We start from the raw sequence: 23,414 nt of genomic DNA on the forward strand, positions 1-23,414 counted from the left end.
TTAAATTCCCTATTTTTTAAATCAAGTCATCATCCGTAACTTCAGCGTCACTTGCACCCTTCTTCGCAGGAGCTTCGCCGCCTTTCACTGGCTTTGCTAATAGCTGTTCACGGATACGTTTTTCGATATCTTCGGCCACCGATTTGTTTTCCATTAAGAACTTCATGGCGTTGGCTTTACCCTGGCCGATTTTATCACCGTTATAGCTATACCATGCACCCGCTTTATCTACAATTTTCTGTTTCACGCCAAGGTCGATTAGCTCGCCTTCTTTCGAGATACCTGCGCCGTACATGATTTGGAATTCTGCTTGTTTGAACGGTGGTGCTACTTTGTTTTTCACAACTTTCACACGCGTTTCGTTACCCACCACTTCATCGCCTTCTTTCACGGCACCGGTGCGACGAATATCCAGTCGGACTGACGAGTAGAATTTTAACGCGTTACCACCGGTAGTAGTTTCCGGGTTACCGAACATCACACCGATTTTCATTCGGATCTGGTTAATGAAAATACACAGGCTGTTGGACTTTTTAATATTCGCAGTCAGCTTACGTAATGCTTGTGACATCAGACGCGCTTGCAGACCCACATGGCTGTCACCCATTTCGCCTTCGATTTCAGCTTTCGGCGTTAATGCTGCCACCGAGTCAACGATGACCACGTCCACGGCTGCTGAACGAACCAGCATGTCGCATATTTCCAGTGCCTGCTCACCGGTGTCAGGTTGCGAGACCAGCAACTCATCAACGTTCACACCGAGTTTCTCAGCATAAACCGGATCCAGTGCATGCTCAGCATCAACGAACGCACAGGTTTTGCCCATTTTCTGCGCTTCGGCAATCACCTGCAACGTCAGGGTCGTTTTACCACTCGACTCAGGGCCATAAATTTCGACCACCCGTCCAAATGGCAGACCGCCAATACCAAGGGCGATGTCCAGACTCAGCGAGCCGGTAGAAACCGAAGCGATGTCCATGGCCTGATTATCGCCCAGGCGCATAATCGAGCCCTTACCGAATTGACGTTCAATCTGGCTCAACGCCGCGTCGAGTGCTTTTTGTTTATCGTTGCTCATGGTAATGTCCGTTCTAGTGAATGCGTTAAAAATGAGTATACTGTGTTTTTATACAGTATCAAGTAATTTTTTCAAAACAGCGCAGCGCTTCTTCAATGGTGGCATCGCGCACAGCTTCACGGTCACCGGGAAACTGCTGTTTCCAGGAGCACACGCCGCCTTCCCACGACAGACCAAACCATACCAGGCCAATGGGTTTTGCTGTCGTGCCGCCCGTTGGACCGGCAACCCCGGTCACTGCAACAGCTATATCGACACCTGCCGCTTTACGCGCACCTGCAGCCATTGCTTCTGCGGTTGCCGCCGAAACGGCACCTTCGTTGTGCAAGATCTCTGGCGGTACACCCAGTAACTTTTCCTTCAGCGCATTGCTGTAGGTGATAAAGCCACCGGCAAGCCATTCTGAACTACCCGGCACTGCACTTATAGCATAACCTACTCCGCCACCGGTGCAGGATTCCGCAGTGACCATGCGCCAGCTTTTCTGCCGCAACCAATTTCCCATTTCTACTGCCAGATCGTACTGAGACTGTGTTACCATTTTGCCATTCAATCCTTATAAAAAATAACACTACTACGGATAATAACAGGCATGTCGAAAGCGACAACATCCAACGCTGAGTTTTCTGCACATACTCCAATGATGCAACAATACTTACGCATCAAGGCCGAACATTCAGACACACTTTTATTCTATCGTATGGGCGACTTTTACGAGCTCTTTTACGATGACGCAAAAAAAGCCGCGGAGTTGCTCGACATTTCGCTCACTCAGCGTGGTGCCAGTAACGGCAAGCCGATTCCGATGGCTGGTGTGCCCTATCACGCCGCTGAAAATTACCTTGCGCGCCTGCTGCAGTTGGGTGAGTCGGTGGCTATCTGCGAGCAAGTAGGTGACCCTGCGACCAGTAAAGGCCCGGTTGAACGCCAGGTGGTACGGGTGCTGACACCTGGCACGGTGACCGACGAGGCCCTGCTATCTGAAACCAGTGAAAACCTGCTGGTTGCGGTAACCACAGCAGCTCGTAGTGAACGCGCTGCAGCTTACGGTATTGCCTGTCTTGACCTGGCCAGTGGCCGTTTTACCGTCACCGAATGTAACACCGAAGCCCAGTTGCAGGCCGAGCTGCAACGCTTAGCACCAGCTGAGTTACTCTACCCCGATACTTTGCAATGGCAGAAGCACTGGTTTGCCGGTGGTACGTTGCGCTCTCGACCCGATTGGGAGTTTGCCAGTGACAGTGCCATTGCATTATTGTGTCGCCAGTTCGAGGTGCAACACCTGGACGGCTTTGGCGTCAGCCATTTACCGGCCGCTTTAGGCGCCGCCGGCGCCATACTTAGTTATGTCAAATTAACCCAACGGGCGGCCTTACCGCATATCCAGGAAATTCGGGCCGAACAAAGCTCCGATGCTGTGCAGATGGATGCTGCAACCCAACGTAATCTCGAGTTGGTCGCATCGCTGAGCGGCGGTACCATTTCGTTGTACAGCACTATCAATCGCACCGCTACGGCGATGGGCGCACGCCTGTTGCGCCGTTGGCTACAACGTCCGATTCGCAACACTGAACAGCTGAACGCGCGTTATGATGCGGTTGCAGCGTTACAGGGCGAAGACCTCGACGGCCTACGCAAACTGTTGCGCGCGGTAGGAGATCTGGAACGGGTATTATCACGCATCGGGCTGCGCAGCGCCCGTCCGCGCGATTTAACGCGTTTACGTAGTGCATTACAGGTCATTCCAGAGTTACGTTCCCAGTTAGCTGGACGCGCCGCACTGGAGCAGTGGCTGGCTACTATTACTGAGTTTCCGGAACTGCGCGCAACGCTTGAGAAGGCGCTGGTCGAGTCACCGCCGCTGCTGATCCGTGACGGCGGTGTGCTGGCCGATGGTTTTGACGAAGAGCTTGATGAACAACGCCAGTTAGCTGCAGGAGCTACTGACTTTTTGCGCAAGATCGAAACCCGCGAACGCGAGCGGACGGGCATTGCCACCCTGAAGGTCGGCTACAATAAGGTGCACGGCTATTACCTTGAAGCCAGTCGCTCTGCAGCCGCCCACATTCCGGCGGATTATCAGCGACGCCAAACCCTGAAAAACGCTGAGCGTTATATCATTCCCGAGTTGAAAACCTACGAGGACAAAGTACTGCAAGCCCAAAGCCGTGCGTTGGCCCGGGAAAAGTGGCTCTATGAAGCCCTGCTGAACCAGGCAGCGGAGCACCTGCCGGCGCTGCAACGCAGTGCTCAGGCGCTTGCCGAGCTGGACGTACTGCATAGCTTTGCCGATTATGCGCTGAGCCATGACTATCATCGTCCCCGCTTACAAGCGCAAAGCGGTATTCAACTGCGTGCGGCGCGCCATCCGGTCATTGAAGCACAGCTTGATGAGCCCTTTATTGCCAATGATGTGGAATTAAGCGAACAACGTCGGATGCTGCTGATTACCGGACCCAACATGGGCGGTAAGTCGACGTATATGCGGCAGACTGCCTTATTAGCAATTCTCGCCCATTGTGGCAGCTTTGTCCCGGCCCAACAGGCAGACTTTGGTCCGATTGATCGCATTTTTACCCGTATTGGCGCGTCAGATGATCTCGCCTCAGGTCGCTCGACGTTTATGGTAGAGATGACCGAGGCGGCCACTATCTTACATAACGCAACCGCCAACAGTCTGGTGCTGATGGACGAAATTGGCCGTGGCACCTCTACCTACGATGGCCTGGCACTGGCCTGGGCCTGTGCGGAAGCCTTATTGCAGCATAATCAAGCGTTGACACTGTTCGCGACGCATTATTTTGAGCTCACGCAAAGTATTGGCGAGCTAAGCGGCTGTGTGAATGTTCATGTTGAAGCCGCGGAACATGACGAGAAGATAGTGTTTGAACATCGGGTCAGCGACGGCGCGGCAAGCCGCAGTTTTGGTGTGCAAGTCGCGCAGCTGGCAGGGCTTCCGCGTAATGTACTGAGTCGCGCTAAACAGGTGCTGCAGCAGCTGGAGCAAGCCCCTCATGCGCAACATAGTCAGCGTGAACTCAAGCTGGACCAGACTGCTTCTGACACGTCACAGCAAATGACCAAGACGGTAACAAAGGAACACCCGCTGTTAAGTGAGCTTGCGGCATTAGAAGTGAACCAAATGACGCCGCTGGAAGCATTGCAGTGGCTGGCCCGCTGGCAACAGCAGTTGCAGCAGGCGCAAGCCGAGTAAGCTAATCTTTCTGGAATAACGCATCCAGGCTCAGGCCTTGTTGTCGCAGCATATCACGCAAGCGGCGCAAGGCTTCCACCTGAATCTGCCGTACCCGCTCGCGGGTCAGACCTATCTCACGTCCGACATCTTCAAGGGTTGCCGGCTCATAGCCCATCAGACCAAAGCGGCGCGCCAGCACTTCTCGCTGCTTGGTATTGAGGCTGGCCAGCCAGTCGACGATATGTTCTTTCAGATCGTCGTCCTGCATGACACCTTCCGGACCCTGATCATTTTCGTCAGTGAGCAGATCGACCAGCGCTTTATCATTGTCACCACCAAGCGGCGTATCTACCGAAGCAATACGCTCATTCAGCCGTAGCATACGACTGACATCCTCGACCGACACATCCATTTGTTCCGCGATGTCTTCAGCAGTGGGCTCGTGATCAAGTTTGTGGGCGAGTTCGCGCGCAGCGCGCAGGTAGCTATTGAGCTCTTTGACTACATGAATGGGTAAGCGGATGGTACGGGTCTGATTCATGATGGCCCGTTCTATGGTTTGACGGATCCACCAGGTGGCGTAAGTCGAGAAGCGAAAGCCGCGTTCCGGGTCGAACTTCTCCACTGCACGAATCAGCCCCAGGTTCCCCTCTTCCACCAGGTCCAATAAGGGCAAACCACGATTCGTGTAACGGCGCGCTATTTTCACCACCAGGCGCAGGTTACTTTCGATCATCCTGCGGCGTCCGGCTTCGTCACCTTTGCGTGCCAGGCGGGCGAAATGGACCTCTTCTTCTGCGGTTAGCAACGGTGAAAAGCCAATTTCACTCAGGTACAGCTGCGTCGCGTCCATTTTCTTCTGATAATTCGCGCGACTGGCGATGATTTCCTCAAACTCGCTATCGTCATCGGCGCTATCAGCTGCAGCTTTTTCCGCTTCCGACATAACCGCTTGCTCGTCGATTTCTTCTACCTCATCTTGCCGACTCATTGTGACCCCCGTGGTAAATAATGCCTTGGGTTCACTGACTTACCGCGAAACCGCACTTCAAAGTGAAGTTTGACCCGCGCTGCGTCAGTATTCCCCATTTCGGCAATGGTATCCCCCGCGTTGACCCACTGCTGTTCATTGACCAGCAGCTTATTGTTATGGGCATACGCAGTTATATAATCATCGTTATGCTTCAGGATAATTAAATTTCCATAACCCTTTAACGCATTACCAGCGTAAACGACTTTCCCCGCAGCAGCAGCGCGAACACTGTCACCTTTTGTGCCGGCAAAGTCGATTCCTTTCGGTCCCGTCACTGACGCAGTAAACTCCCGAATTACACTGTTCTCTGTGGGCCAGCGCCAGGCTATCTGATTACTTTTCGGAAAGACTTCAGACGGCACTTTTGGCACTTGTACTGGCTGTGAACTGGTAACCTTTTGTTTACTTTCTACACCAACATACTCTTTCTTTTGTTGGGGATCAACGGTTTCTGTTCTGGTTGATGGATTTCTCACCACTGGCTTGTCGGATGGCGCTCCCTGCACAGGTTGGCGTAACTGCAGACGTTGCCCGGGGAAGATAGTGTAAGGCTCACGTAACTGATTGAGCTGGGCCAGCGAACGTACGTCAATATTGGCCCGAAAGGCGATAGAATAAAGTGTGTCCCCTTTTTGAACCTGATAGCTAGGACCGCGCAGACTGTTGGCTTCATAGTCATAAATGCTGCGTCCCTGATAGACTTTTTCAACAGGCGCAGGTTGCTGACGCTGAGCACAACCACCCAACGCCAGAATTCCCAATGCGGCTATCAAAACTACATTAGCGCGTCCATACATAAGCTATTCCGGCAAGAATTACCATTGCCCATCCGATCCGATCAACATAGGTCCGTAATTTTACCGCCATGACCGGACCGCCCGTTTTCAGTAGCCAGGCGACCAGGAAAAAGCGCAAGCCTCGGCTGATTAATGACCCTAACACAAAAGGTATAAAGAAAACCTGTAACATGCCCCCGGTGACAGTAAATAATTTGTAAGGCAAGGGCGAGAAACCGGCAATAAAAATGATCCAGAAACCATAACTCTGGAACCAGTCGGTGATGGTTGCCAGTTTATCCTGATAACCTGCCCACTCAATTAACGGCAGCACAAACGGCTCGAAAGCAAAATAACCCAACCAGTAACCGGTAATACCGCCGAGCACCGAAGCGATGGTGGTCAGTAGTGCGAAAAACCAGGCGCGCTGTGGCTGTGTCATCGCCATCGGCGCCAGCATCACATCGGGGGGCACAGGAAAGATGACCGATTCGGTAAAACTTAATACCGCCAGAATTTGCGGCGCCCGGCGATGCTGTGACCACAATAAAACACGATCGTAAATAGTGCTGAATAATTTCATGCCAGACTACCTGCGACCAGCGGGACAAACTTAACGTCGCCCAACTGCTTATGCTCGTAATCATCACCAAAGCGCCGAATCACCACCAGCCGCTGTTTTACCGTGCCCACCGGAATAATCATCACGCCACCATCTGCCAGTTGTTCCATCAGCGCGTGCGGAATGTCACTGGCCGCTGCGGTAACAATAATGCCGTCAAATGGAGCTTTGCTTTGCCAGCCCTGCCAGCCATCGCCATGACGCATGCTGATGTTATGCAGATCAAGCTTCTTCAGGCGTCGCTTGGCCTGGTATTGCAATTCAGCGATGCGCTCCACCGAATAAACACGATCGACCAGTTGCGCCAGAATCGCGGTCTGATAACCGCTGCCGGTACCTATCTCCAGTACATTCCGACAGTGGTGTTGCATCAACAGCTGGGTCATTGATGCCACCATCAGTGGCTGAGAAATAGTCTGTCCTTTACCAATAGGTAGCGCGGTATTTTCATAGGCTTTATGGGCTAAGGATTCGGGCATAAACAGATGACGCGGAGTAGCGGCAATCACCTCTAGCACCCGCTCATTGCTAATTCCCTGCTGCCGTAGCAATCCCACTAAGCGTTTCGCCATTCCCTGAAAGTTTTGAATCATGGTCTGTTATTCTTATTGAGTAGTTAACCAGTCTGCCAGAGTATCCTGATGTACCCGCGCGGTCATGTCCAGACTAATTGGTGTAATTGAAACGTAGCCTTCACGCACCGCATGAAAGTCGGTATCTTCACCGTCGTCCTGATGCCCGCCAATAGGTCCGTACCAGTAAATTTTTCGTCCAAACGGGTCGGTCGACTCGACCATTGTCTCAGCGCGATGGCGCCGGCCCAGACGGGTAATTTTAATACCCTTTAAGTCTTCATAAGGAACCGCTGGAACGTTGATATTCAGAATGGTATCCAGCCGTAATGGCTGTTCCGCCATTCTGTTGACAATATCAGCCACCACGCGGGCCGCGGTCTCGTAGAAATCATTGCTGCGCTCGCCCATTGACACGGCAATGGCTGGCAGGCCCATATAACGACCTTCCATTGCAGCGGCAACAGTGCCGGAATAGAGGACATCGTCACCCATGTTAGGGCCGTCATTGATGCCTGAAACAACCAGATCAACGTCATCAGCTAATGGCGAGTTAGTGCCCAGATGAACGCAGTCGGTCGGGGTTCCATTGAGCGAATAAAAACCGTTGGCTAACCTTTGCACCCGCAACGGGTTATGCAAGGTCAGAGAGTTACTGGCACCACTGCAATTGCGGTCAGGTGCAATGACCCGTACCTGAGCAATATCATTCAGTGCCTCATATAACGCAGCGATCCCCGGCGCATGTACGCCGTCATCATTGCTGACCAGAAGCTTCATCATAAACTTTAACCTTCTTCTTTCGCTGTTAGAATCAATTCCCGGAGCACACTGGTGGCAAAGCAACCGGTGGGCAACCTGAATTGCAAATCCACCATGTCGTCTGCCACCACCTGCAGATGCGCATCTTCAAGTTGCATCAAAACCGCGCGACGGGCTAAGTCGACACGTTGGCGTTGCAGTCCCGCGACCAGTTCTTCTTCGTCTTGCAGCTGCTCATATTCAAAGTTACTCAGGTGTTCCTGCCAGGGTCCGCGCCACGAGCCTGCCATCGGTGCGGACAGCAGAATATCGCCACTGCGCCAGCGCGCTAATAGCGCGTCATCCACTGTCCCGACCTGAAAAAACGAGCGCGAACCGGCGAGTAACATAAAGTCACCCGCTTCAGGCTGCATACGTTGCTCAGCAATACGGCTGCTGACAATTTTATTGAACAGATAACTACGTACGCTGGACAACAACATACCTTGCTGCTGCCGGCTCCATTTGCGTACCTGTTTCTTGCTTAACTCGCCGCGCAACCAGACGCCGGCTTTCGCGAGGTTCTGTCCCTCGCGGCCGAAGCGTTGCTCGCCAAAATAATTGGGTACTCCCTGGCTTATCAGTTTTTGCCAGCGTGACTCTAAGGCCGCTACGTCACTTACGTCACGTAACCGCAGTCTGAATAAATTACCGTTATGGTAACCCGATTTTAGTTTTTTACTGCGAAGCAATGCCCGTTCAACTCTGAACTCAGGGTGCGTCAGCGTATGCCAGTCAAGCATGTCGACACCTGGCAAGTGTACCGAAAACCACTGCCAGGTTTCAGCATTCCGGTCTTTCAGCCCGGCATAGCTGACCTGGCGCTCATTAACACCCGCGAAATCAGCCAATTGACGGGCGACAAAGGTAGTGTTGGCGCCATTTTTATAGACCCACAACCACTGGTGCTCGCCGCTTTCTTCGGCGTCGACATCAAGTTGCTCAATGACCTTAAAGTCAGCATTTTCCTGCTTGTAACGGGCGCTAACCTGCGGCGCGCCATGATAATAACTTAACGCGGTTAAAACATCCTCAGTCACGTGGTGACTCCTGCAGCAGTACCACTGCATGGCAGGCGATGCCTTCCTTGCGGCCAACAAATCCAAGTTGCTCGGTGGTGGTGGCTTTCACGTTCACGCGGTTTTGCGGCGTATCCAGTACCTTGGCAATACGCTCTTTCATGGCACTGATATGAGGCGCCAGTCGTGGCGTTTGCGCAACCACGGTGACATCCAGATTGCCCACCACGTAGCCATCCTGCCAGGCTAAACTGGCAACCTGGCTCAGTAACTCCGCGCTATCGGCGCCGGCAAAAGCAGCGTCGGTATCGGGAAAGTGATGACCTATATCACCGCGCGCCAGCGCTCCTAACATGGCGTCGGCCACAGCATGAAGAATCACGTCGCCGTCGGAGTGCGCGATCAGCCCTTGCTCGCCCGGCAGCGTCACACCGCCTAAGACAAGCTCTTTGTCGCCACCAAATTTATGCACATCAAAACCATGTCCAATTCGCATCAGACCTCCTTAAGAATCTCTGGTTGTTGCCTGTAACCACAATTGCGCGAGCTGCTCGTCGCCAGGCAGGGTAATTTTAATATTACTGCGCTTGCCCTGAATGAGTCGTGGTTGCTGTCCTATGGCTTCAAGCACGGAAGCCTCGTCGGTGAGCTGAGGATTGTCGGCGCCCAGCTGTTCCAGACCGGTCAGTAATTGCCTGCTGCGGAATACCTGCGGTGTCAATGCTTGCCACAGGCCATCGCGCGCGACGGTAGCGCCACTTCTTTGCGCGCTATCAGCACGTTTCAGGGTGTCAGCCACTGGCAGCGCCAGCAAGGCACCCACCGGGTCCGCAAGCGCGCCATCCAGTACTGCGCTAAGCTCGGTGGCCGATAAACACGGCCTGGCGGCGTCATGCACCGCCACCCAGTCGTAACCATCGGCTACCGCAGCGGCAACACCCGCCTGTACTGAGGCAGCGCGGGAAGCACCCCCAGTCACCCGGGTAATTTGCACACTGTTAGCAAACTCCTGGCTGGCAAAGTAAGGGTCATCGGCACTTACGGCAATGTAAATATGAGTAATACGCGGGTCTTGCGACAAGGCTTTCACACTGTGCTGCAACACGGTTTCGCCATTTAGCGACAAATATTGCTTTGGACATGCAGACTGCATCCGGCTACCTACTCCAGCGGCAGGCACGACTGCGGCAACCTGATTAATTCTGGTCATATCGTGTTGATTGTTTATTCGGTATTAAACGGAAAAAGGTTTCGTCTTGTTTGATCAGACCTAACTCGTTGCGGGCACGTTCTTCAAGCGCGACCTCCCCTTCCCGGAGATCCTCAATGTCGGCAATTAAGACCTGATTACGTTGTCTTAATTTCTGATTCGTCTGTTCCTGCCGGGCCACATCCTCCTGCAAATGCCAGTACTCCGGCAGGCTGTTTTTGCCAAACCAGAGTCGGTATTGCAGTGCGACCAACAGCACCAACAAGAAGACTTTTAACAGACGCATCGCATCCCTCGCATGGTATGATTGCCCTAAGTATACCTTTCTTTCGCGACGAACCAAGTTCTAACAAGGCTATCATGGACTATTACCTTATCGCATTGATTATGTTTGCGGGAGCTTTTTTACAAGGCATTACCGGGTTTGGCTCAGGGTTGGTGGCCGTGCCTTTACTTAGTTTGTTGATTCCGCTCACCTTACTGACACCCATGTTGTCAGTTATTAATGTCATTCTGGCACTCTATCTGGCCTGGCTGTTACGCCATTACCTCAGCCTGCAGCGCTGGTTCCCTCTGTTTATTGGTGGCGTTGGCGGCACTTTAGCGGGCAATTACGCACTGGTACATTTACCACTGGCGAGTCTGCAAATGGGAATGGCGGTGTTTGTTATCACTGCTGGCCTACTGTTCTGGTTTGGCGTTCAGGTGCAAGCCCGCGCGGGTAGCATACAGCAAGGCGGGGTTGGCTTGTTGTCAGGCTTTGCTAACGGCGCCCTGACCCTCGGCGGCCCACCGGTAGTGCTGTTTCTTACGGCAAACCGGCTTGACCGAAGCCAGTTTCGCGCAACCCTTGCGGCCTTTTTTCTGGTGCTCGGCTGTACCAATGTTACATCGTTCTCGCTACAAGGGCGTTATGCTGAAATCGATTTACTGACCTTGCTGGCACTGATTATCGGCGCTTTAACCGGGGCCTACGGTGGGCACCGCGTGAGTAGTAAGTTACCTGAGCAGTGGTTTCGCCGTCTGACTCTGTTGCTGGTCATTGGCGCTGGGGTAATGGTGTTACTTAGCAGCTAAACGACGCCAGTCGATAGCGGTTGCCAGCAGGAGTTCGCGCAGACTCAGGGTACGCGGATCAATACGGCCCTTATGCGACCACTGATGTCCGCAAACGGCTGCTTTGAGGAAGGACAGTTCGGGTTTGGCGAGTAAAATAGTATCGCCATCGGCCTCGCAGCTCTCACCACTTAATAAAAACCAGCCGAACTCGTTGCAATGCACCCGCCCACCTTCAAGATCAAGACGATCGATGGAATCAAGCCGCACTTGTTGCAAACGTGGCGCAAGGTTCAATACCGGAACACTCATACCAAGCTCTGCTTTACCGCTCAACAGCCACTTTTCCAGCTTGCTGGCACGGGTTGCGGTACTTTTCAGCGCGCGCTTCTGCGTGCTTTGCCAGCTGGCATTTTGCACGTCAAGCTCGCACGGACAACCACATTCAAGCATCGCCCGTGCGGCGGTCCGGATATAATAACTCAGACTACGTAAACGCCGTTGCAAGCCCTGTGCGGATTGCACCTGCAACTGCGCTAAAACAGCAAGCTCACGCTCATAAAGCGCAGTACATAATTCGGGGAAGGCGGCCGGATCATAACCCGGCCGCTGTTCAACTACCTCGAATATATCGCGCTGTTCGCTCACCGCGTCTGCGTCCTGAGGTTATTGCGCCGCACGCACTTCAGCGCGACCACGGTAAGGTGCATCGCCGTTGAGTTCCTGCTCAATACGTAGCAGCTGATTGTACTTCGCGACACGGTCCGAGCGACACAGCGAACCAGTCTTAATCTGGCCGGCAGCAGTTCCCACCGCCAAATCGGCAATGGTGGCGTCTTCAGTTTCACCGGAGCGATGTGAAATAACCGCCGTAAAGCCAGCTTCCGCGGCCATACGAATTGCTGCCAGGGTCTCACTAAGGCTACCGATTTGATTGAATTTAATCAAAATCGAGTTGCCGATGCCCTGATCAATACCGCGTTGCAAAATTTTGGTATTCGTTACGAACAAATCGTCACCTACCAGCTGAACTTTGTCGCCAAGGCGTTCGGTCAGCACTTTCCAGCCTTCCCAGTCACTCTCGTCCAGGCCATCTTCGATTGAAATAATCGGATAGCGCTCGCATAAGCCTGCCAGGTATTCAGCGAATTCCGCGGCAGTAAATGATTTATTTTCACCAGCAAGGTGATAGTTGCCATCGCGGTAGAATTCAGAAGCCGCACAATCAAGTGCCAGCGTAATATCACTACCCATGCGATAGCCGGCTTTCTCAACGGCCTCAACAATAACTGCCAGCGCTTCTTCATTTGAGCTTAAGTTCGGCGCGAAACCGCCCTCGTCACCCACCGCAGTGCTTAAGCCGCGCTCTTGTAGTACTTTCTTCAATGCGTGGAATACTTCTGCGCCCATGCGCAGACCTTCGCGGAAGTTCGGCGCGCCAACCGGCTGAATCATAAATTCCTGAATATCGACGTTATTGTCAGCGTGTTCACCGCCGTTAAGAATATTCATCATTGGTAGGGGCATGCTGTACTGACCGGCGCTACCGTTAAGCATTGCAATATGCGCGTACAATGGCAAACCAGCGCTCGCTGCAGCGGCCTTGGCTGTTGCCAGCGATACGGCAAGAATGGCGTTGGCGCCAAGGCTGGCTTTATTTTCAGTGGCATCTAAATCAAGCATGATTTGATCCACTTGCTGCTGATCGGCGGCATCGACGCCTTGTAGTTTTGGCGCTATACGCTCGTTCACATTCGCGACCGCCTGCAATACGCCTTTACCCAGGTAACGTGGTTTATCACCGTCACGCAGTTCAAGCGCTTCACGTGAACCGGTTGAGGCACCACTGGGCGCCGCGGCGCGGCCCCAATGCCCGTCGTCCAGATGAACATCAACTTCGATAGTCGGGTTACCGCGCGAATCCATAATTTCGCGAGCGACAATAGATTGAATCGTTGCCATGCTAAAACTTAACTCCTGTTACGGCGACCGTTAGCCGCGACGTTGTTTTTGATACTTACCCGCGGCTTCAATAAAGCCACGGAACAGCGGATGCCCATCGCGAGGGGTTGAAGTAAACTCGGGATGGAACTGTGCTGCGATGAACCACGGGTGCTGCGGAATCTCAATAATCTCCACCAGCCGGTTGTCGTGCGACCAGCCTGAGATCTTCAATCCGGCAGCTTCCAGCTTCTCAATATAAGTGCCGTTGACTTCATAACGGTGGCGGTGGCGTTCCTGAATAACGTCGTCGCCATACAGCTCGCGTGCTTTCGTGCCTGTCACCAGGTTACAAGGTTGCGCGCCCAGACGCATGGTACCACCTAGGTCAGAATGCTGGTCACGCAGTTCTTTTTGCCCCTGCGCATCCATCCATTCGGTAATCAGCCCCACCACCGGGTGTTTGGCGTCCTGGTCAAACTCGGTGCTGTTCGCGCCTTCAAGTCCCGCCACATTGCGGGCGTATTCAATCAGCGCAATTTGCATGCCCAGACAAATACCTAAGTAAGGAATTTTCTGCTCACGCGCATACTGCGCTGCCATAATTTTACCGTTGATACCGCGCTCACCAAAACCGCCGGGCACAATAATCGCATCAACATCAGCAAGTTTCGCAACACCTTTAGTTTCAACGTCCTGAGCGTCAATATAACGGATATTGACTGTCAGGCGATTCTTCAGCCCCGCATGCGCCAGCGCTTCATTGACCGACTTATAAGCGTCGGGCAATTCAATATATTTGCCGACAAAGCCTACAGTCACTTCGCCGCTTGGGTTCGATTCCTGATAAAGAACCTGTTCCCACTCAGACAGATCGGCTTCCGGGCGATCCAGACGAAAACGATTGACGACCAGCTCATCCAGTCCCTGCGATTTCAAAATGGCGGGAATTTTATAAATACTGTCGACGTCTTTCAGACCAATAACTGCACGCTCTTCAACGTTAGTGAACAATGCAATTTTAGCCCGCTCATTGGCAGGTAAAGCCCGATCAGAACGACATACCAGAATGTCCGGCTGAATACCGATAGAGCGTAATTCTTTCACTGAGTGTTGGGTCGGCTTGGTCTTCACCTCACCGGCAGCGCCTAAGAAAGGTACCAGCGTCAGGTGCATGAACAAGGTATGATCACGGCCGACTTCGGTAGCTAACTGGCGAATCGCTTCCAGGAAAGGTTGCGATTCAATATCGCCGACGGTACCGCCAATTTCGATGATGGCAATATCATAGCCCTCACCACCGGCAATAATGCGACGTTTGATTTCGTTGGTAATATGCGGGATCACCTGAATGGTGGCACCGAGAAACTCGCCACGGCGTTCGCGACGAATAATATCTTCGTAGACACGCCCTGCGGTAAAGTTGTTGCGTTTTGACATACGAGTGCGGATAAAGCGCTCGTAATGGCCTAAATCCAGATCGGTTTCGGCGCCGTCTTCGGTCACGAAAACTTCGCCGTGCTGAATTGGGCTCATGGTGCCTGGATCTACGTTAATGTAAGGGTCCAGTTTGAGGATGGTGACTTGCAAGCCACGTGCTTCAAGAATTGCCGCCAATGAAGCTGCAGCAATACCTTTGCCCAGCGAAGATACTACACCGCCGGTGACGAAAATATAATTAGTTGTCATGCGAAACCTAAGTCGTCAGGTTAAATGGGAATTGCTTCAAGACGGGAAAGCAGTATACCTCAATGACTTAATTCCGACAATTTAAAATTAAGCTAAAGCGTCCCGCTTCACCGCCTGCCACTGCGCTTCAAGTTCCTCAAGGCTTAGCTCGGCCGCCGTTTTTCCCTGCTTTGCCAGACGCGCTTCAATTGCCTGAAAACGCTGTTTAAACTTAACATTGGTGCGCCGCAATGCATGTTCCGGATTCACCTGCGCATGGCGAGCCAGGTTGACCACGGCAAATAATACGTCGCCAATCTCATCTTCCAGCGCGGATAGGTCCTGCGGCTGGGCCGCCAGTTCTTCCTCTACTTCAGCAATTTCTTCTTTAATCTTAGCGAGGACAGGTATGATTTCATGCCAGTCAAAGCCCACCGTCGCCGCGCGTTTTTGCAGTTTTTGCGCCATTAAAATGGCCGGCAGATTATCGGGAATACCGTTAAAAACACTGTCCTGCTGACCCCTTTCGGCGCGCTCCTGCTGCTTAATCGCTTCCCATTGCGCCTTAATTTCCGCATCAGATTCGGCACTGGTCTCACCAAACACGTGCGGATGCCGACGGATAAGCTTGTCCGCGGTCTGTTGCGCCACTTCATCAAAACTAAAACGGCCCTGTTCCGCTGTCAGTTGCGTATAAAACACCACCTGGAACAGTAAATCGCCGAGCTCATCTTTAATCGCTGCCATATCGCCTTCAGTGAGTGCGGCCGCAACTTCATAGGCTTCTTCGATAGTATAGGGAATCAGGCTGGTTAAGGTTTGTTTCAGATCCCACGGGCAACCGCCGTCGGGATCGCGCAAGCGCCGCATCACTTCTAACAATGCTGCGACGCCGGGAAATTGCTGTTCGGATGATTTAGTTACTGGCACTACGTTCTACCCTATGAATACCTTTTACTTGTAGCAGGCGGTCGATAATACGTTGCAGCCCCGCCTGCCCCTCAATAAATATGCCCAGTGAAATACGCGCTTGCTGCGTGTGCGTATCAAGTTGGGAGTCCAGTTGCGCGACACTGGTCTTCTCATTCGCTAAAATCGCGGTAATGTCATGTAACAGGCCATGGCGATCGTCCGCGTCAATGCGTAAATCAGCGCGGTAGCGGCCCTGTTCCTGACGGCTCCAATGCACCTGCAAGCCGCGCTCCGGGTGCTGTTCGAGCAAATGCTTTAACTGTTCACAGTCGCGCTGATGCACCGATACGCCCCGGCCCTGGGTAACGAAACCCATAATGGGTTCACCGGGTAACGGCTGACAGCACTTGGCAAACTGCACCATCAGATTACCAATGCCCTGCACGCTGACATCACTTTGTTTCCCCGACTTGCGCTTACTTTTGCGCTGTAACCGTTCGAGCCGCTCAGCGGTGGCATCAGGTGCTGGCTTTAACTGATTCACCACCTGATTTAAGCGCACATCACCGGCGCCAATCGCCACCAGCAGGTCATCCAGCTGATTAAAATTAAACCGCTCCAGTACCGTGGTGGCCTGACTCAACGGAATATCGACTTTGTGCAGCTCACTTTCTAACAACTCGCGCCCGGCTTTCAGATGTTTGTCACGGTCGAGCTTTTTAAAATAGGTGGCGACTTTACTGCGCGCCCGCGAGGTTCGTAAATAGCCGAGTGCCGGGTTCAGCCAGTCACGCCGTGGTTTGGTGTTTTTCTGCGTGAGGATTTCAACCCGCTCACCATTTTTCAGCGTATAGGTAAAAGGTACAATATGGCCGTCAACCTTTGCGCCAACACAGCGATGGCCGACCTGTGAGTGAATGTAATAGGCAAAATCAAGCGGCGTCGCGCCCGCTGGCAGGTCAATCACCTCGCCGCGCGGGGTAAAAACATAGACACGGTCTTCAAACACCTGCGAACGCACTTCCGCGACCAGATCATCGTTCTCAGCCATGTCTTCATGCCAGGCCAGCAACTTGCGTAGCCAGGCAATTTTCTCTTCAAAACCACCACTTTTGCCAGCACTGCCCTCTTTATAAAGCCAGTGCGCCGCAACCCCGAGCTCGGCATCGTCATGCATATTCTGGGTGCGGATTTGAATTTCGACGTGCTTTTGCTCAGGGCCAATCACCACCGTATGTATGGACTGATAGCCATTGGCTTTCGGCGTCGCAATATAATCATCAAACTCTGAACGAATATGACGCCACTGGCTATGCACCACCCCTAGCGCTGCGTAGCAGTCTTTGAGTGACTGGGTAATAATGCGTACGGCACGAATATCGTAAAGTTGTTCGAAGCTCAGATGCTTTTTCTGCATCTTACGCCAGATGGAATAAATATGTTTTGGCCGGCCGTACACTTCAGCTTCGACACCCTCCTCGCGCAAGCCCGCGCCGAGGTTTTTGACAAAGTCGGTGATGTACTCCTCACGATCAATCCGGCGCTCATGCAACTGGCGGGCAATCGCTTTGTAGGTCTGCGGGTGCAGGTAGCGAAAGGCCAGATCTTCCAGTTCCCACTTCAACTGGCCAATACCCAGACGATTCGCTAAAGGAGCATAAATGTCCTGACACTCCTTTGCCACCAGCACGCGGGTCTCTTCATCGTCGCCTTTCACCTCGCGCAGGCGACAGATACGCTCAGCCAGCTTAATCAATACGGCGCGTACATCCGCCACCATGGACAACAACATGCGGCGGACATTATCAATTTGCTCAAGGTTGGGTTTGCCATGTTGGAAATGCTGCAGATCGCTGATCATCTGCATTTGTTGCACCGCATCAAGCAGTTCGGCCAGGCGTTCATTATGTTGTGCGACGACCGTCTCGCGACTGATTTGACCGGCCTGATACGCGGGACTGTAGAGCGCCGCCAGAAGTGATTCAGCATCAAGATTAAGCGCCGCCAGTATTTCGACCATCTCCTGGCCTTTGCGCAACCATTGACTGGCTGCTTCACCGCTTAGCTGCTGTTCGAGTTGCCGGCAGTGCTCACGCAGTTGCGTTTTGATTTCCGCTGCTGCCACAGGTTGTAACCAGTCACCCTGCTGTTCTGGTCTGTCAACATGAGTACTGCGCACATGAACCACCGCTACCTCTCCCGTTCAAAGCATGTCAGGCATTCAATGTGATGGGTTTGCGGGAACATGTCAATAATTTGCGCCTGGCGCAAGCGATACCCTGCTGCAATCAGTGTTTTTGCATCGCGCGCCAGGGTGTCGGGCGCGCAGGAGACATAGACGATGCGCTGCGGAGCGCGTTTCGCCACCTCGCTGATGGCACCCGAAGCGCCAGCCCGGGCCGGATCCAGCAGCACCTTATTAAAATCTTGCTGCGCCCAGTCAAAACGCTGCCAGTTCTGTTCCAAATCGGCTTGCTGCGCATTAACACGCAGGCCAAAGCGTCGGGCGTTCTGTTGTAAGCGTGCTACCATCGATGGCACACCTTCAACCGCGGTCACCTGCGCGCCGGTTTTGGCCAGCGGAATGGTGAAATTGCCACTGCCCGCATACAACTCAAGAATCTTATCGGCCGGGTTAACTTCCAGCAAGCTGAGTGCCTGCTCCACCATCGCTACGCTTAACTGGCCCTGCGCCTGCAAAAAATCACCGGGCATAAAGCCCAGCGTAACTCCCAGACTCTCATATTCTGGCAAGACTTCGTCAGGGTTCAACGGGTACGGCACAGCTTCCTCGCTCTTATCGCCCCCTTGCAGCCAGATACTCACTTCGTGTTGCGTGGCAAATTCACGTAACAGCTTTTTATCGGCGGCTGTGGGCGTACGCATTACCCGCAGCACCACTAAGCGCTGTGCCGCACGAATCAGTTCGATATGCCCCAGTTGATGAACAAGGCTTAATTTTGGCAAAAGCGCCCGTAGTGGCGCCAATAAAGCGGTCAACGCCGTTTCAGCAATCAGGCAGTCCTGTATTTCAACAATGTTTTTGCTGCCTGCCGCACGCAATCCTAACCGTAGCTGCCGGCGTTTCGGGTCCCAATGGGTTGCCAGTCGCACACGCCGGCGATAGCGCCAGGCATCGGCAGTTAACGGCGGCAGCCACTGTTGCGCCCGGGTATCGGCAAACTTACTTAACAGCTCGGTTACCACCTGCTGTTTATGACGCCGTTGCGCTGTTAGTTCCAGATGCTGCAGATCACAACCGCCACAGTTCGCATAGTAAGGACAAGGTGGCGCCACCCGGGTAGCGGAGACCTCATGCAGCTTAAGCAACTGCCCCTGATGCTTGCCCTGGGTTTGCAGGTCAATGATCTCGCCGGGCAAGGCACCCGGTACAAAGCGTACGCCGCGCTCAGTGCGAACCACGCCCCGCCCCTGATGATCAAGGGCGCTCACCTGCTGCCGCGCGAGCGCCTGAGCGGGTTGCGAACGGCGCTGTTGCGGACGATAAAAACGCGCCATCTTACTTGCGCGGACCTGAAGTCCGCGCCTGCAGCATAAGTGCTTTCATGTCACGAACGGCCTGATCAAGACCCACCAGTACCGCGCGGGCAACAATGGCATGACCAATATTAAGCTCCACCAGCTCGGGCAAAGCGGCCACCGCGCCAGTGTTAAAATAGTGCAAACCGTGGCCGGCGTTTACCTGTAAACCACGTGCCTGGGCATATTTCGCGGCATCGTGCAGCATCAGCAGCGAGCGTTGCTGTTCTTTGACCGCAGTTTGCTCTGCGTAATGACCGGTATGCAGCTCAACGATACTGGCGCCCGTCGCTGTGGCCGCGTCTATCTGCTCCTGATCAGCATCGATAAACAACGAGGTTTTAATACCCTGCTCAGCTAAGCGTTCCACTGCCGCACGAATCTTGTCTTGCTGACCGGCGACATCGAGCCCGCCTTCGGTGGTCAGTTCTTCACGCTTTTCCGGCACCAGACAGCAGTATGTGGGTTTGATGCGACAGGCAATTGCCAGCATTTCGTCCGTCACCGCCATCTCGAGATTCATGCGGGTTTGCAGGGTGTCAGCCAGCATTTCGACGTCGCGATCGGTAATATGGCGGCGGTCTTCACGCAAATGCACGGTAATACCGTCAGCTCCTGCCTGCTCGGCAATCGCTGCCGCGGTTACCGGATCAGGGTAACTAACGCCGCGGGCATTACGTACGGTCGCCACATGATCAATGTTAACCCCTAGCAAAATTGAGTTACCCATCGGAGCATGATGCATTATTCTTTCCTTTTCAGTTGCGAGAAAAGTTGTCGACTACGCAAGGGCTTATCGCCGATAAAGGGTGCCAGTGCCTGTCGCATGATTTGTTTCATAGAGTTTAGCAGTTGCGCGTCTGTCAGCTCAAACGCCCCCAGGCGCTGTAATGTTACGCCCGAAAAAGTCTGGGGTTGCAGCTGAGCAACCGGTAAAAAACCTTGTTCCGCTATAAAGCGATAGTGACGGTCGGCGTCGATTGGCTCACCATTGCTATCAGCAAACCAGTCGAATCCATGGCCCAGATGGCACAACAAGCGCCACTCAAATTCACGCAACACGGGTTCTATCGGTTGTTTTGCAGCAAGCGCGCGCAGCGCGTTGTGGTAATCATCGAACAATTCTTCGACGGGTTGATAAGGTGACGTCAGGCGTTGCAGCAGTTCATTCAGATAAAACCCGCTGTAAAGTGCCTCTCCCTTAAGCGTCAGGCTGGTTCCGTAAAGCTCTGCCTGACGCAGGGTTTGTAATTCGTGGCGCCCCTGACTGGTAATCAGTAGCGGCGTAAAGGGTTGTAAAATAGCGCGCCACTGGCTTTTCGGGCGCCGCGCGCCTTTTGCCACGACACGGAACCGACCCTGCTCGCGGCTTAGCAGCTCAACAATAAGACTGGAGTCCTGAAAAGGCCACCGATGCAGAACAAACGCCGGCTCCACGCACCTTAATCCTCGTTGTAGCCAAGGCTGCGCAGTGCCCGTTCATCATCGGCCCAGCCACTTTTCACCTTGACCCAAAGTTCCAGATGCACTTTTCCGTCAACCAGCTTCTCAATATCACGGCGCGCTTCAGAGCCTACGGTTTTTAACTTGCTGCCGCCAGCGCCAATAACCATGCGCTTTTGCCCTTCGCGTTCAACCAGAATCAAAGCATTAATATGAGTGGTACCTGAAGGTGCAGTCTGAAAACGCTCAATTTCAACTGTCGTGCTATACGGCAATTCATCACCAGTAAAGCGCATCAGTTTCTCGCGAATAATCTCAGCCGCCATAAAACGCAGCGAGCGATCGGTGACATAGTCTTCAGGATAATGGTGCATACCCGGCTTTGCGTAGTTGTGCACAATTTGCCGCAGGGCTTCCACCTGATCACCGGTTTTTGCCGACAAAGGAATGATTTCAGCAAAGTTATGCCGGGAGGCCAAATTCTGCAGTAAGGGCAATAACGCACCTTTATCTTTCACCTGGTCAATTTTGTTGACCACTAAAATAACTGGCCGCTGACTTTTTTGCAGTTTCGCCAGCACTAAATCATCCTCCTGCGTCCAGCGCTCTGCTTCCACCACAAACAGCACCACTTCAACCCCGCTCATGGAGCTGGTAGCAGCGCGGTTCATCATCCGGTTGATAGCTTTTTTCTCGTCCTGATGCAGACCCGGCGTATCGACATATACGATCTGGCGCTCACCTTCGGTCTCAATACCCAGAATGCGGTGGCGTGTGGTTTGCGGCTTGCTTGAGGTAATACTGATCTTTTGCCCAAGGATACGGTTGAGCAGCGTCGACTTACCAACATTAGGCCGGCCGACAATTGCGACAAAGGCTGACGCGGAACTCGTTTCTGACATATTATCCGACATGATTTGTCTCTTGTTGCTCTTGCAACAGTGTAAGGGTTTGTGCCGCAGCCTGCTGTTCAGCTTTGCGACGGCTGGTGCCTGAACCCAGCACAGGTTCAGCCAGCAATTCAACGGTGCAACTGACGGTAAATCGTTGATTATGCGCCTGACCCTGAATGGTCACAACGTCATATACGGGCAGTTGTTTTTGCTTGGCCTGCAAAAATTCCTGCAAGCGGGTTTTTGGATCTTTGTGGCCGGCGCCGGGCTGAATATTTTTCAGTTGTTCTGCGAACCAGCTTAAAACCACTTTGCGGCAGGTCTGTAAATCGCTTTCCAGATACATTGCGCCAAGCAGCGCTTCCATGGCATCGGCCAGTATCGATTCACGCCGGTGGCCACCGCTTTTCATCTCGCCGGGACCAAGTACCAGATACTTCCCCAGCTCAAAACGTTGCGCAATTTTTGCCAGATTACGACCGCAGACTAAGGTGGCCCGCATGCGGCTGAGGTCGCCTTCATCGATTTTCGGGAATTTCTCAAACAGCGCTTCACTGACAATAATGCCAAGTACCGAGTCGCCAAGAAACTCCAGGCGCTCGTTATGCTGCGCACTGGCACTACGATGCGTTAGCGCCTGTTCACAGCGCTCTGCATCCTGAAAGGTATAGCCAAAGGCTTTCTCTAAATCACGTAAGGGTGGCTTTGGTAAGCTCACGATTACTCCACTCCTCCAAGGCGTTCCCAGCGAATGCCGGTCGGAATCCACTGCGGCAGCATACTCGATGCCTTGCGATCCATCTCAAAACTCATCCAGATAAAGACAGCACGGCCGACCAGATTCTCTTCCGGAACAAAGCCCCAGTAACGGCTGTCTTCAGAATTATCGCGGTTGTCGCCCATCACAAAATAATTGCCTTCCGGGACAATCCATTCATCGCGCGCTGTGCCAGGCTGCTGAAAGTAGTAGCGGTCGCGGTTACCCACGGTCGGATCGACCAGTGTGTCATGCGCGACCTCGCCCAGTTGTTCGCGATACTGTTGCAACGGTGTGGCACCACTAAAATAGATGGCATCCGCGCGCTCGAGGTTACGCTCGATCACCTGCAGTTCCGGGCATTGCGTTGCTGCCTCGTCGCATGCAGGCTGAATGTACAACGTCTTATTGCGATAGATAATACGATCACCCGGCAGGCCAACCACCCGCTTGATAAAATCGAGGCTCGGCTCAGGCGGATATTTGAATACTGCAATTTCGCCGCGCTCAGGACGATCTATTTCCACCAGTTCAGTACGCCAGATAGGGTCACGTAAACTATAGCTGAATTTCTCCACCAGAATAAAATCACCCTCAAGCAAGGTGGGCATCATTGAAGCTGACGGGATACGAAACGGCTCGTACAAAAACGAGCGTAAAATCAAAATGACAAAAAGTATCGGAAATACCGACTGGGCAAACTCGGCGATGCTCCCCTGCGGCGCCACGCGTTCTCTTGCTTCGTCAGACAAGGTTTGCTGTAACCGCTTCTCCTCATCTGCAATGCGCTGTTGGCGCTTTGGTTTACTAACTTTAGCATCATAAAGCCAGATAAGACCGGCGACGATGGTAATCACCGTCAGCAACACTGAGTAAAAATTTGCCATGTTGTACCTT

Annotated in this window: 24 protein-coding genes; 2 read left to right on the forward strand and 22 right to left on the reverse strand. The window is 53.1% G+C overall.

From position 1 onward, the window contains the following. Positions 1-16: 16 nt before the first annotated feature. Positions 17-1,078: a recombinase RecA gene (recA, locus tag CWI71_RS11240; protein WP_126755367.1), complete on the reverse strand. Its 1,062-nt coding sequence runs from the start codon at positions 1,076-1,078 to the stop codon at positions 17-19. A gap of 58 nt (positions 1,079-1,136) precedes the next feature. Beyond that, positions 1,137-1,619, reverse strand: coding sequence for a CinA family protein (locus CWI71_RS11245; protein WP_126755368.1), 483 nt, complete (start codon positions 1,617-1,619; stop codon positions 1,137-1,139). A 51-nt stretch (positions 1,620-1,670) separates the two neighbouring features. Between CWI71_RS11245 and mutS the strand changes: the two genes are divergently transcribed. Then, positions 1,671-4,292 (forward strand): DNA mismatch repair protein MutS, encoded by a 2,622-nt coding sequence (mutS, locus tag CWI71_RS11250; protein WP_126755369.1) that lies wholly within the window; start codon positions 1,671-1,673, stop codon positions 4,290-4,292. A 1-nt stretch (position 4,293) separates the two neighbouring features. On the opposite strand, the gene rpoS is transcribed toward mutS, so the two are convergent. From rpoS to ftsB, 9 genes are read right to left on the reverse strand one after another with little or no spacing between them, the layout of a single operon-like run. Continuing rightward, positions 4,294-5,265, reverse strand: a complete 972-nt coding sequence (gene rpoS, locus CWI71_RS11255) for an RNA polymerase sigma factor RpoS (RefSeq protein ID WP_126755370.1) — start codon at positions 5,263-5,265, stop codon at positions 4,294-4,296. Continuing rightward, on the reverse strand, positions 5,262-6,104 hold the full coding sequence (locus CWI71_RS11260; protein ID WP_126755371.1) for a peptidoglycan DD-metalloendopeptidase family protein: 843 nt from the start codon (positions 6,102-6,104) through the stop codon (positions 5,262-5,264). Before CWI71_RS11260 ends, rpoS begins: the two co-directional genes overlap by 4 nt. Continuing rightward, positions 6,088-6,666 (reverse strand): YqaA family protein, encoded by a 579-nt coding sequence (locus CWI71_RS11265; protein WP_126755372.1) that lies wholly within the window; start codon positions 6,664-6,666, stop codon positions 6,088-6,090. The genes CWI71_RS11260 and CWI71_RS11265 overlap by 17 nt, the downstream gene beginning before the upstream one ends. Further along, positions 6,663-7,298, reverse strand: coding sequence for a protein-L-isoaspartate(D-aspartate) O-methyltransferase (locus tag CWI71_RS11270; protein WP_126755373.1), 636 nt, complete (start codon positions 7,296-7,298; stop codon positions 6,663-6,665). Before CWI71_RS11270 ends, CWI71_RS11265 begins: the two co-directional genes overlap by 4 nt. Positions 7,299-7,310: 12 nt before the next feature. Beyond that, positions 7,311-8,060 carry a 5'/3'-nucleotidase SurE gene (surE, locus tag CWI71_RS11275; RefSeq protein WP_126755374.1) on the reverse strand — a complete coding sequence of 250 codons (750 nt, stop codon included), beginning with the start codon at positions 8,058-8,060 and terminating at the stop codon, positions 7,311-7,313. 5 nt (positions 8,061-8,065) lie between these two features. Beyond that, positions 8,066-9,118: a tRNA pseudouridine(13) synthase TruD gene (truD, locus tag CWI71_RS11280; RefSeq protein WP_198678782.1), complete on the reverse strand. Its 1,053-nt coding sequence runs from the start codon at positions 9,116-9,118 to the stop codon at positions 8,066-8,068. Then, positions 9,111-9,593 (reverse strand): 2-C-methyl-D-erythritol 2,4-cyclodiphosphate synthase, encoded by a 483-nt coding sequence (ispF, locus tag CWI71_RS11285; RefSeq protein ID WP_198678783.1) that lies wholly within the window; start codon positions 9,591-9,593, stop codon positions 9,111-9,113. The genes truD and ispF overlap by 8 nt, the downstream gene beginning before the upstream one ends. Before the next feature lie 9 nt (positions 9,594-9,602). Continuing rightward, positions 9,603-10,307: a 2-C-methyl-D-erythritol 4-phosphate cytidylyltransferase gene (gene ispD / locus CWI71_RS11290; protein WP_126755377.1), complete on the reverse strand. Its 705-nt coding sequence runs from the start codon at positions 10,305-10,307 to the stop codon at positions 9,603-9,605. Then, on the reverse strand, positions 10,294-10,593 hold the full coding sequence (gene ftsB, locus CWI71_RS11295) for a cell division protein FtsB (protein WP_126755378.1): 300 nt from the start codon (positions 10,591-10,593) through the stop codon (positions 10,294-10,296). Before ftsB ends, ispD begins: the two co-directional genes overlap by 14 nt. Before the next feature lie 74 nt (positions 10,594-10,667). On the opposite strand from ftsB, the gene CWI71_RS11300 reads away from it, so the two are divergent. Further along, positions 10,668-11,384 (forward strand): sulfite exporter TauE/SafE family protein, encoded by a 717-nt coding sequence (locus tag CWI71_RS11300; RefSeq protein WP_157981094.1) that lies wholly within the window; start codon positions 10,668-10,670, stop codon positions 11,382-11,384. Here the strand turns inward: CWI71_RS11300 and CWI71_RS11305 are convergent. The 11 genes from CWI71_RS11305 to lepB form a co-directional block, all read right to left on the reverse strand. Further along, positions 11,370-12,011 (reverse strand): hypothetical protein, encoded by a 642-nt coding sequence (locus tag CWI71_RS11305; RefSeq protein ID WP_126755380.1) that lies wholly within the window; start codon positions 12,009-12,011, stop codon positions 11,370-11,372. The genes CWI71_RS11300 and CWI71_RS11305 overlap by 15 nt on opposite strands. Positions 12,012-12,029: 18 nt before the next feature. After that, on the reverse strand, positions 12,030-13,325 hold the full coding sequence (gene eno / locus CWI71_RS11310; RefSeq protein ID WP_126755381.1) for a phosphopyruvate hydratase: 1,296 nt from the start codon (positions 13,323-13,325) through the stop codon (positions 12,030-12,032). Positions 13,326-13,355: 30 nt separating this feature from the next. Next, positions 13,356-14,993 (reverse strand): CTP synthase, encoded by a 1,638-nt coding sequence (locus tag CWI71_RS11315; RefSeq protein ID WP_126755382.1) that lies wholly within the window; start codon positions 14,991-14,993, stop codon positions 13,356-13,358. Positions 14,994-15,080: 87 nt separating this feature from the next. Continuing rightward, positions 15,081-15,902, reverse strand: coding sequence for a nucleoside triphosphate pyrophosphohydrolase (mazG, locus tag CWI71_RS11320; RefSeq protein ID WP_275069889.1), 822 nt, complete (start codon positions 15,900-15,902; stop codon positions 15,081-15,083). Beyond that, entirely contained in the window at positions 15,889-18,072 is a 2,184-nt protein-coding gene (relA, locus tag CWI71_RS11325) for a GTP diphosphokinase (protein ID WP_126755383.1), read from the reverse strand. Before relA ends, mazG begins: the two co-directional genes overlap by 14 nt. 2 nt (positions 18,073-18,074) lie before the next feature. After that, positions 18,075-19,403: a methyltransferase domain-containing protein gene (locus tag CWI71_RS11330; protein WP_126755384.1), complete on the reverse strand. Its 1,329-nt coding sequence runs from the start codon at positions 19,401-19,403 to the stop codon at positions 18,075-18,077. A 1-nt stretch (position 19,404) separates the two neighbouring features. Next, positions 19,405-20,169 carry a pyridoxine 5'-phosphate synthase gene (pdxJ, locus tag CWI71_RS11335; RefSeq protein WP_241967729.1) on the reverse strand — a complete coding sequence of 255 codons (765 nt, stop codon included), beginning with the start codon at positions 20,167-20,169 and terminating at the stop codon, positions 19,405-19,407. Beyond that, positions 20,169-20,861 (reverse strand): DNA repair protein RecO, encoded by a 693-nt coding sequence (gene recO, locus CWI71_RS11340; protein WP_126755385.1) that lies wholly within the window; start codon positions 20,859-20,861, stop codon positions 20,169-20,171. The genes pdxJ and recO overlap by 1 nt, the downstream gene beginning before the upstream one ends. A gap of 5 nt (positions 20,862-20,866) precedes the next feature. Next, positions 20,867-21,769, reverse strand: a complete 903-nt coding sequence (gene era / locus CWI71_RS11345; RefSeq protein WP_126755403.1) for a GTPase Era — start codon at positions 21,767-21,769, stop codon at positions 20,867-20,869. 1 nt (position 21,770) lies between these two features. Beyond that, complete coding sequence (gene rnc, locus CWI71_RS11350) at positions 21,771-22,478, reverse strand: ribonuclease III (protein WP_126755386.1); 708 nt, start codon at positions 22,476-22,478, stop codon at positions 21,771-21,773. Positions 22,479-22,480: 2 nt separating this feature from the next. Further along, a complete protein-coding gene (gene lepB, locus CWI71_RS11355; protein WP_126755387.1) occupies positions 22,481-23,404 on the reverse strand; it encodes a signal peptidase I in 924 nt (307 codons plus the stop codon). Between the last annotated feature and the right edge of the window lie 10 nt (positions 23,405-23,414).

Source organism: Pseudidiomarina insulisalsae, assembly GCF_003987065.1.
GTDB classification, from domain to species: domain Bacteria; phylum Pseudomonadota; class Gammaproteobacteria; order Enterobacterales; family Alteromonadaceae; genus Pseudidiomarina; species Pseudidiomarina insulisalsae.

Coding starts and splice junctions, on each gene's coding strand:
- CWI71_RS11315 (WP_126755382.1), bottom strand. CDS start 14,993: ATGACAACTAATTATATTTTCGTCACCGGCGGTGTAGTATCTTCGCTG.
- rpoS (WP_126755370.1), bottom strand. CDS start 5,265: ATGAGTCGGCAAGATGAGGTAGAAGAAATCGACGAGCAAGCGGTTATG.
- pdxJ (WP_241967729.1), bottom strand. CDS start 20,169: ATGCATCATGCTCCGATGGGTAACTCAATTTTGCTAGGGGTTAACATT.
- CWI71_RS11265 (WP_126755372.1), bottom strand. CDS start 6,666: ATGAAATTATTCAGCACTATTTACGATCGTGTTTTATTGTGGTCACAG.
- CWI71_RS11330 (WP_126755384.1), bottom strand. CDS start 19,403: ATGGCGCGTTTTTATCGTCCGCAACAGCGCCGTTCGCAACCCGCTCAG.
- ispF (WP_198678783.1), bottom strand. CDS start 9,593: ATGCGAATTGGACATGGTTTTGATGTGCATAAATTTGGTGGCGACAAA.
- ftsB (WP_126755378.1), bottom strand. CDS start 10,593: ATGCGTCTGTTAAAAGTCTTCTTGTTGGTGCTGTTGGTCGCACTGCAA.
- CWI71_RS11245 (WP_126755368.1), bottom strand. CDS start 1,619: ATGGTAACACAGTCTCAGTACGATCTGGCAGTAGAAATGGGAAATTGG.
- surE (WP_126755374.1), bottom strand. CDS start 8,060: ATGATGAAGCTTCTGGTCAGCAATGATGACGGCGTACATGCGCCGGGG.
- mutS (WP_126755369.1), top strand. CDS start 1,671: ATGTCGAAAGCGACAACATCCAACGCTGAGTTTTCTGCACATACTCCA.
- CWI71_RS11270 (WP_126755373.1), bottom strand. CDS start 7,298: ATGATTCAAAACTTTCAGGGAATGGCGAAACGCTTAGTGGGATTGCTA.
- ispD (WP_126755377.1), bottom strand. CDS start 10,307: ATGACCAGAATTAATCAGGTTGCCGCAGTCGTGCCTGCCGCTGGAGTA.
- lepB (WP_126755387.1), bottom strand. CDS start 23,404: ATGGCAAATTTTTACTCAGTGTTGCTGACGGTGATTACCATCGTCGCC.
- recA (WP_126755367.1), bottom strand. CDS start 1,078: ATGAGCAACGATAAACAAAAAGCACTCGACGCGGCGTTGAGCCAGATT.
- CWI71_RS11300 (WP_157981094.1), top strand. CDS start 10,668: ATGGACTATTACCTTATCGCATTGATTATGTTTGCGGGAGCTTTTTTA.
- CWI71_RS11260 (WP_126755371.1), bottom strand. CDS start 6,104: ATGTATGGACGCGCTAATGTAGTTTTGATAGCCGCATTGGGAATTCTG.
- era (WP_126755403.1), bottom strand. CDS start 21,769: ATGTCAGAAACGAGTTCCGCGTCAGCCTTTGTCGCAATTGTCGGCCGG.
- eno (WP_126755381.1), bottom strand. CDS start 13,325: ATGGCAACGATTCAATCTATTGTCGCTCGCGAAATTATGGATTCGCGC.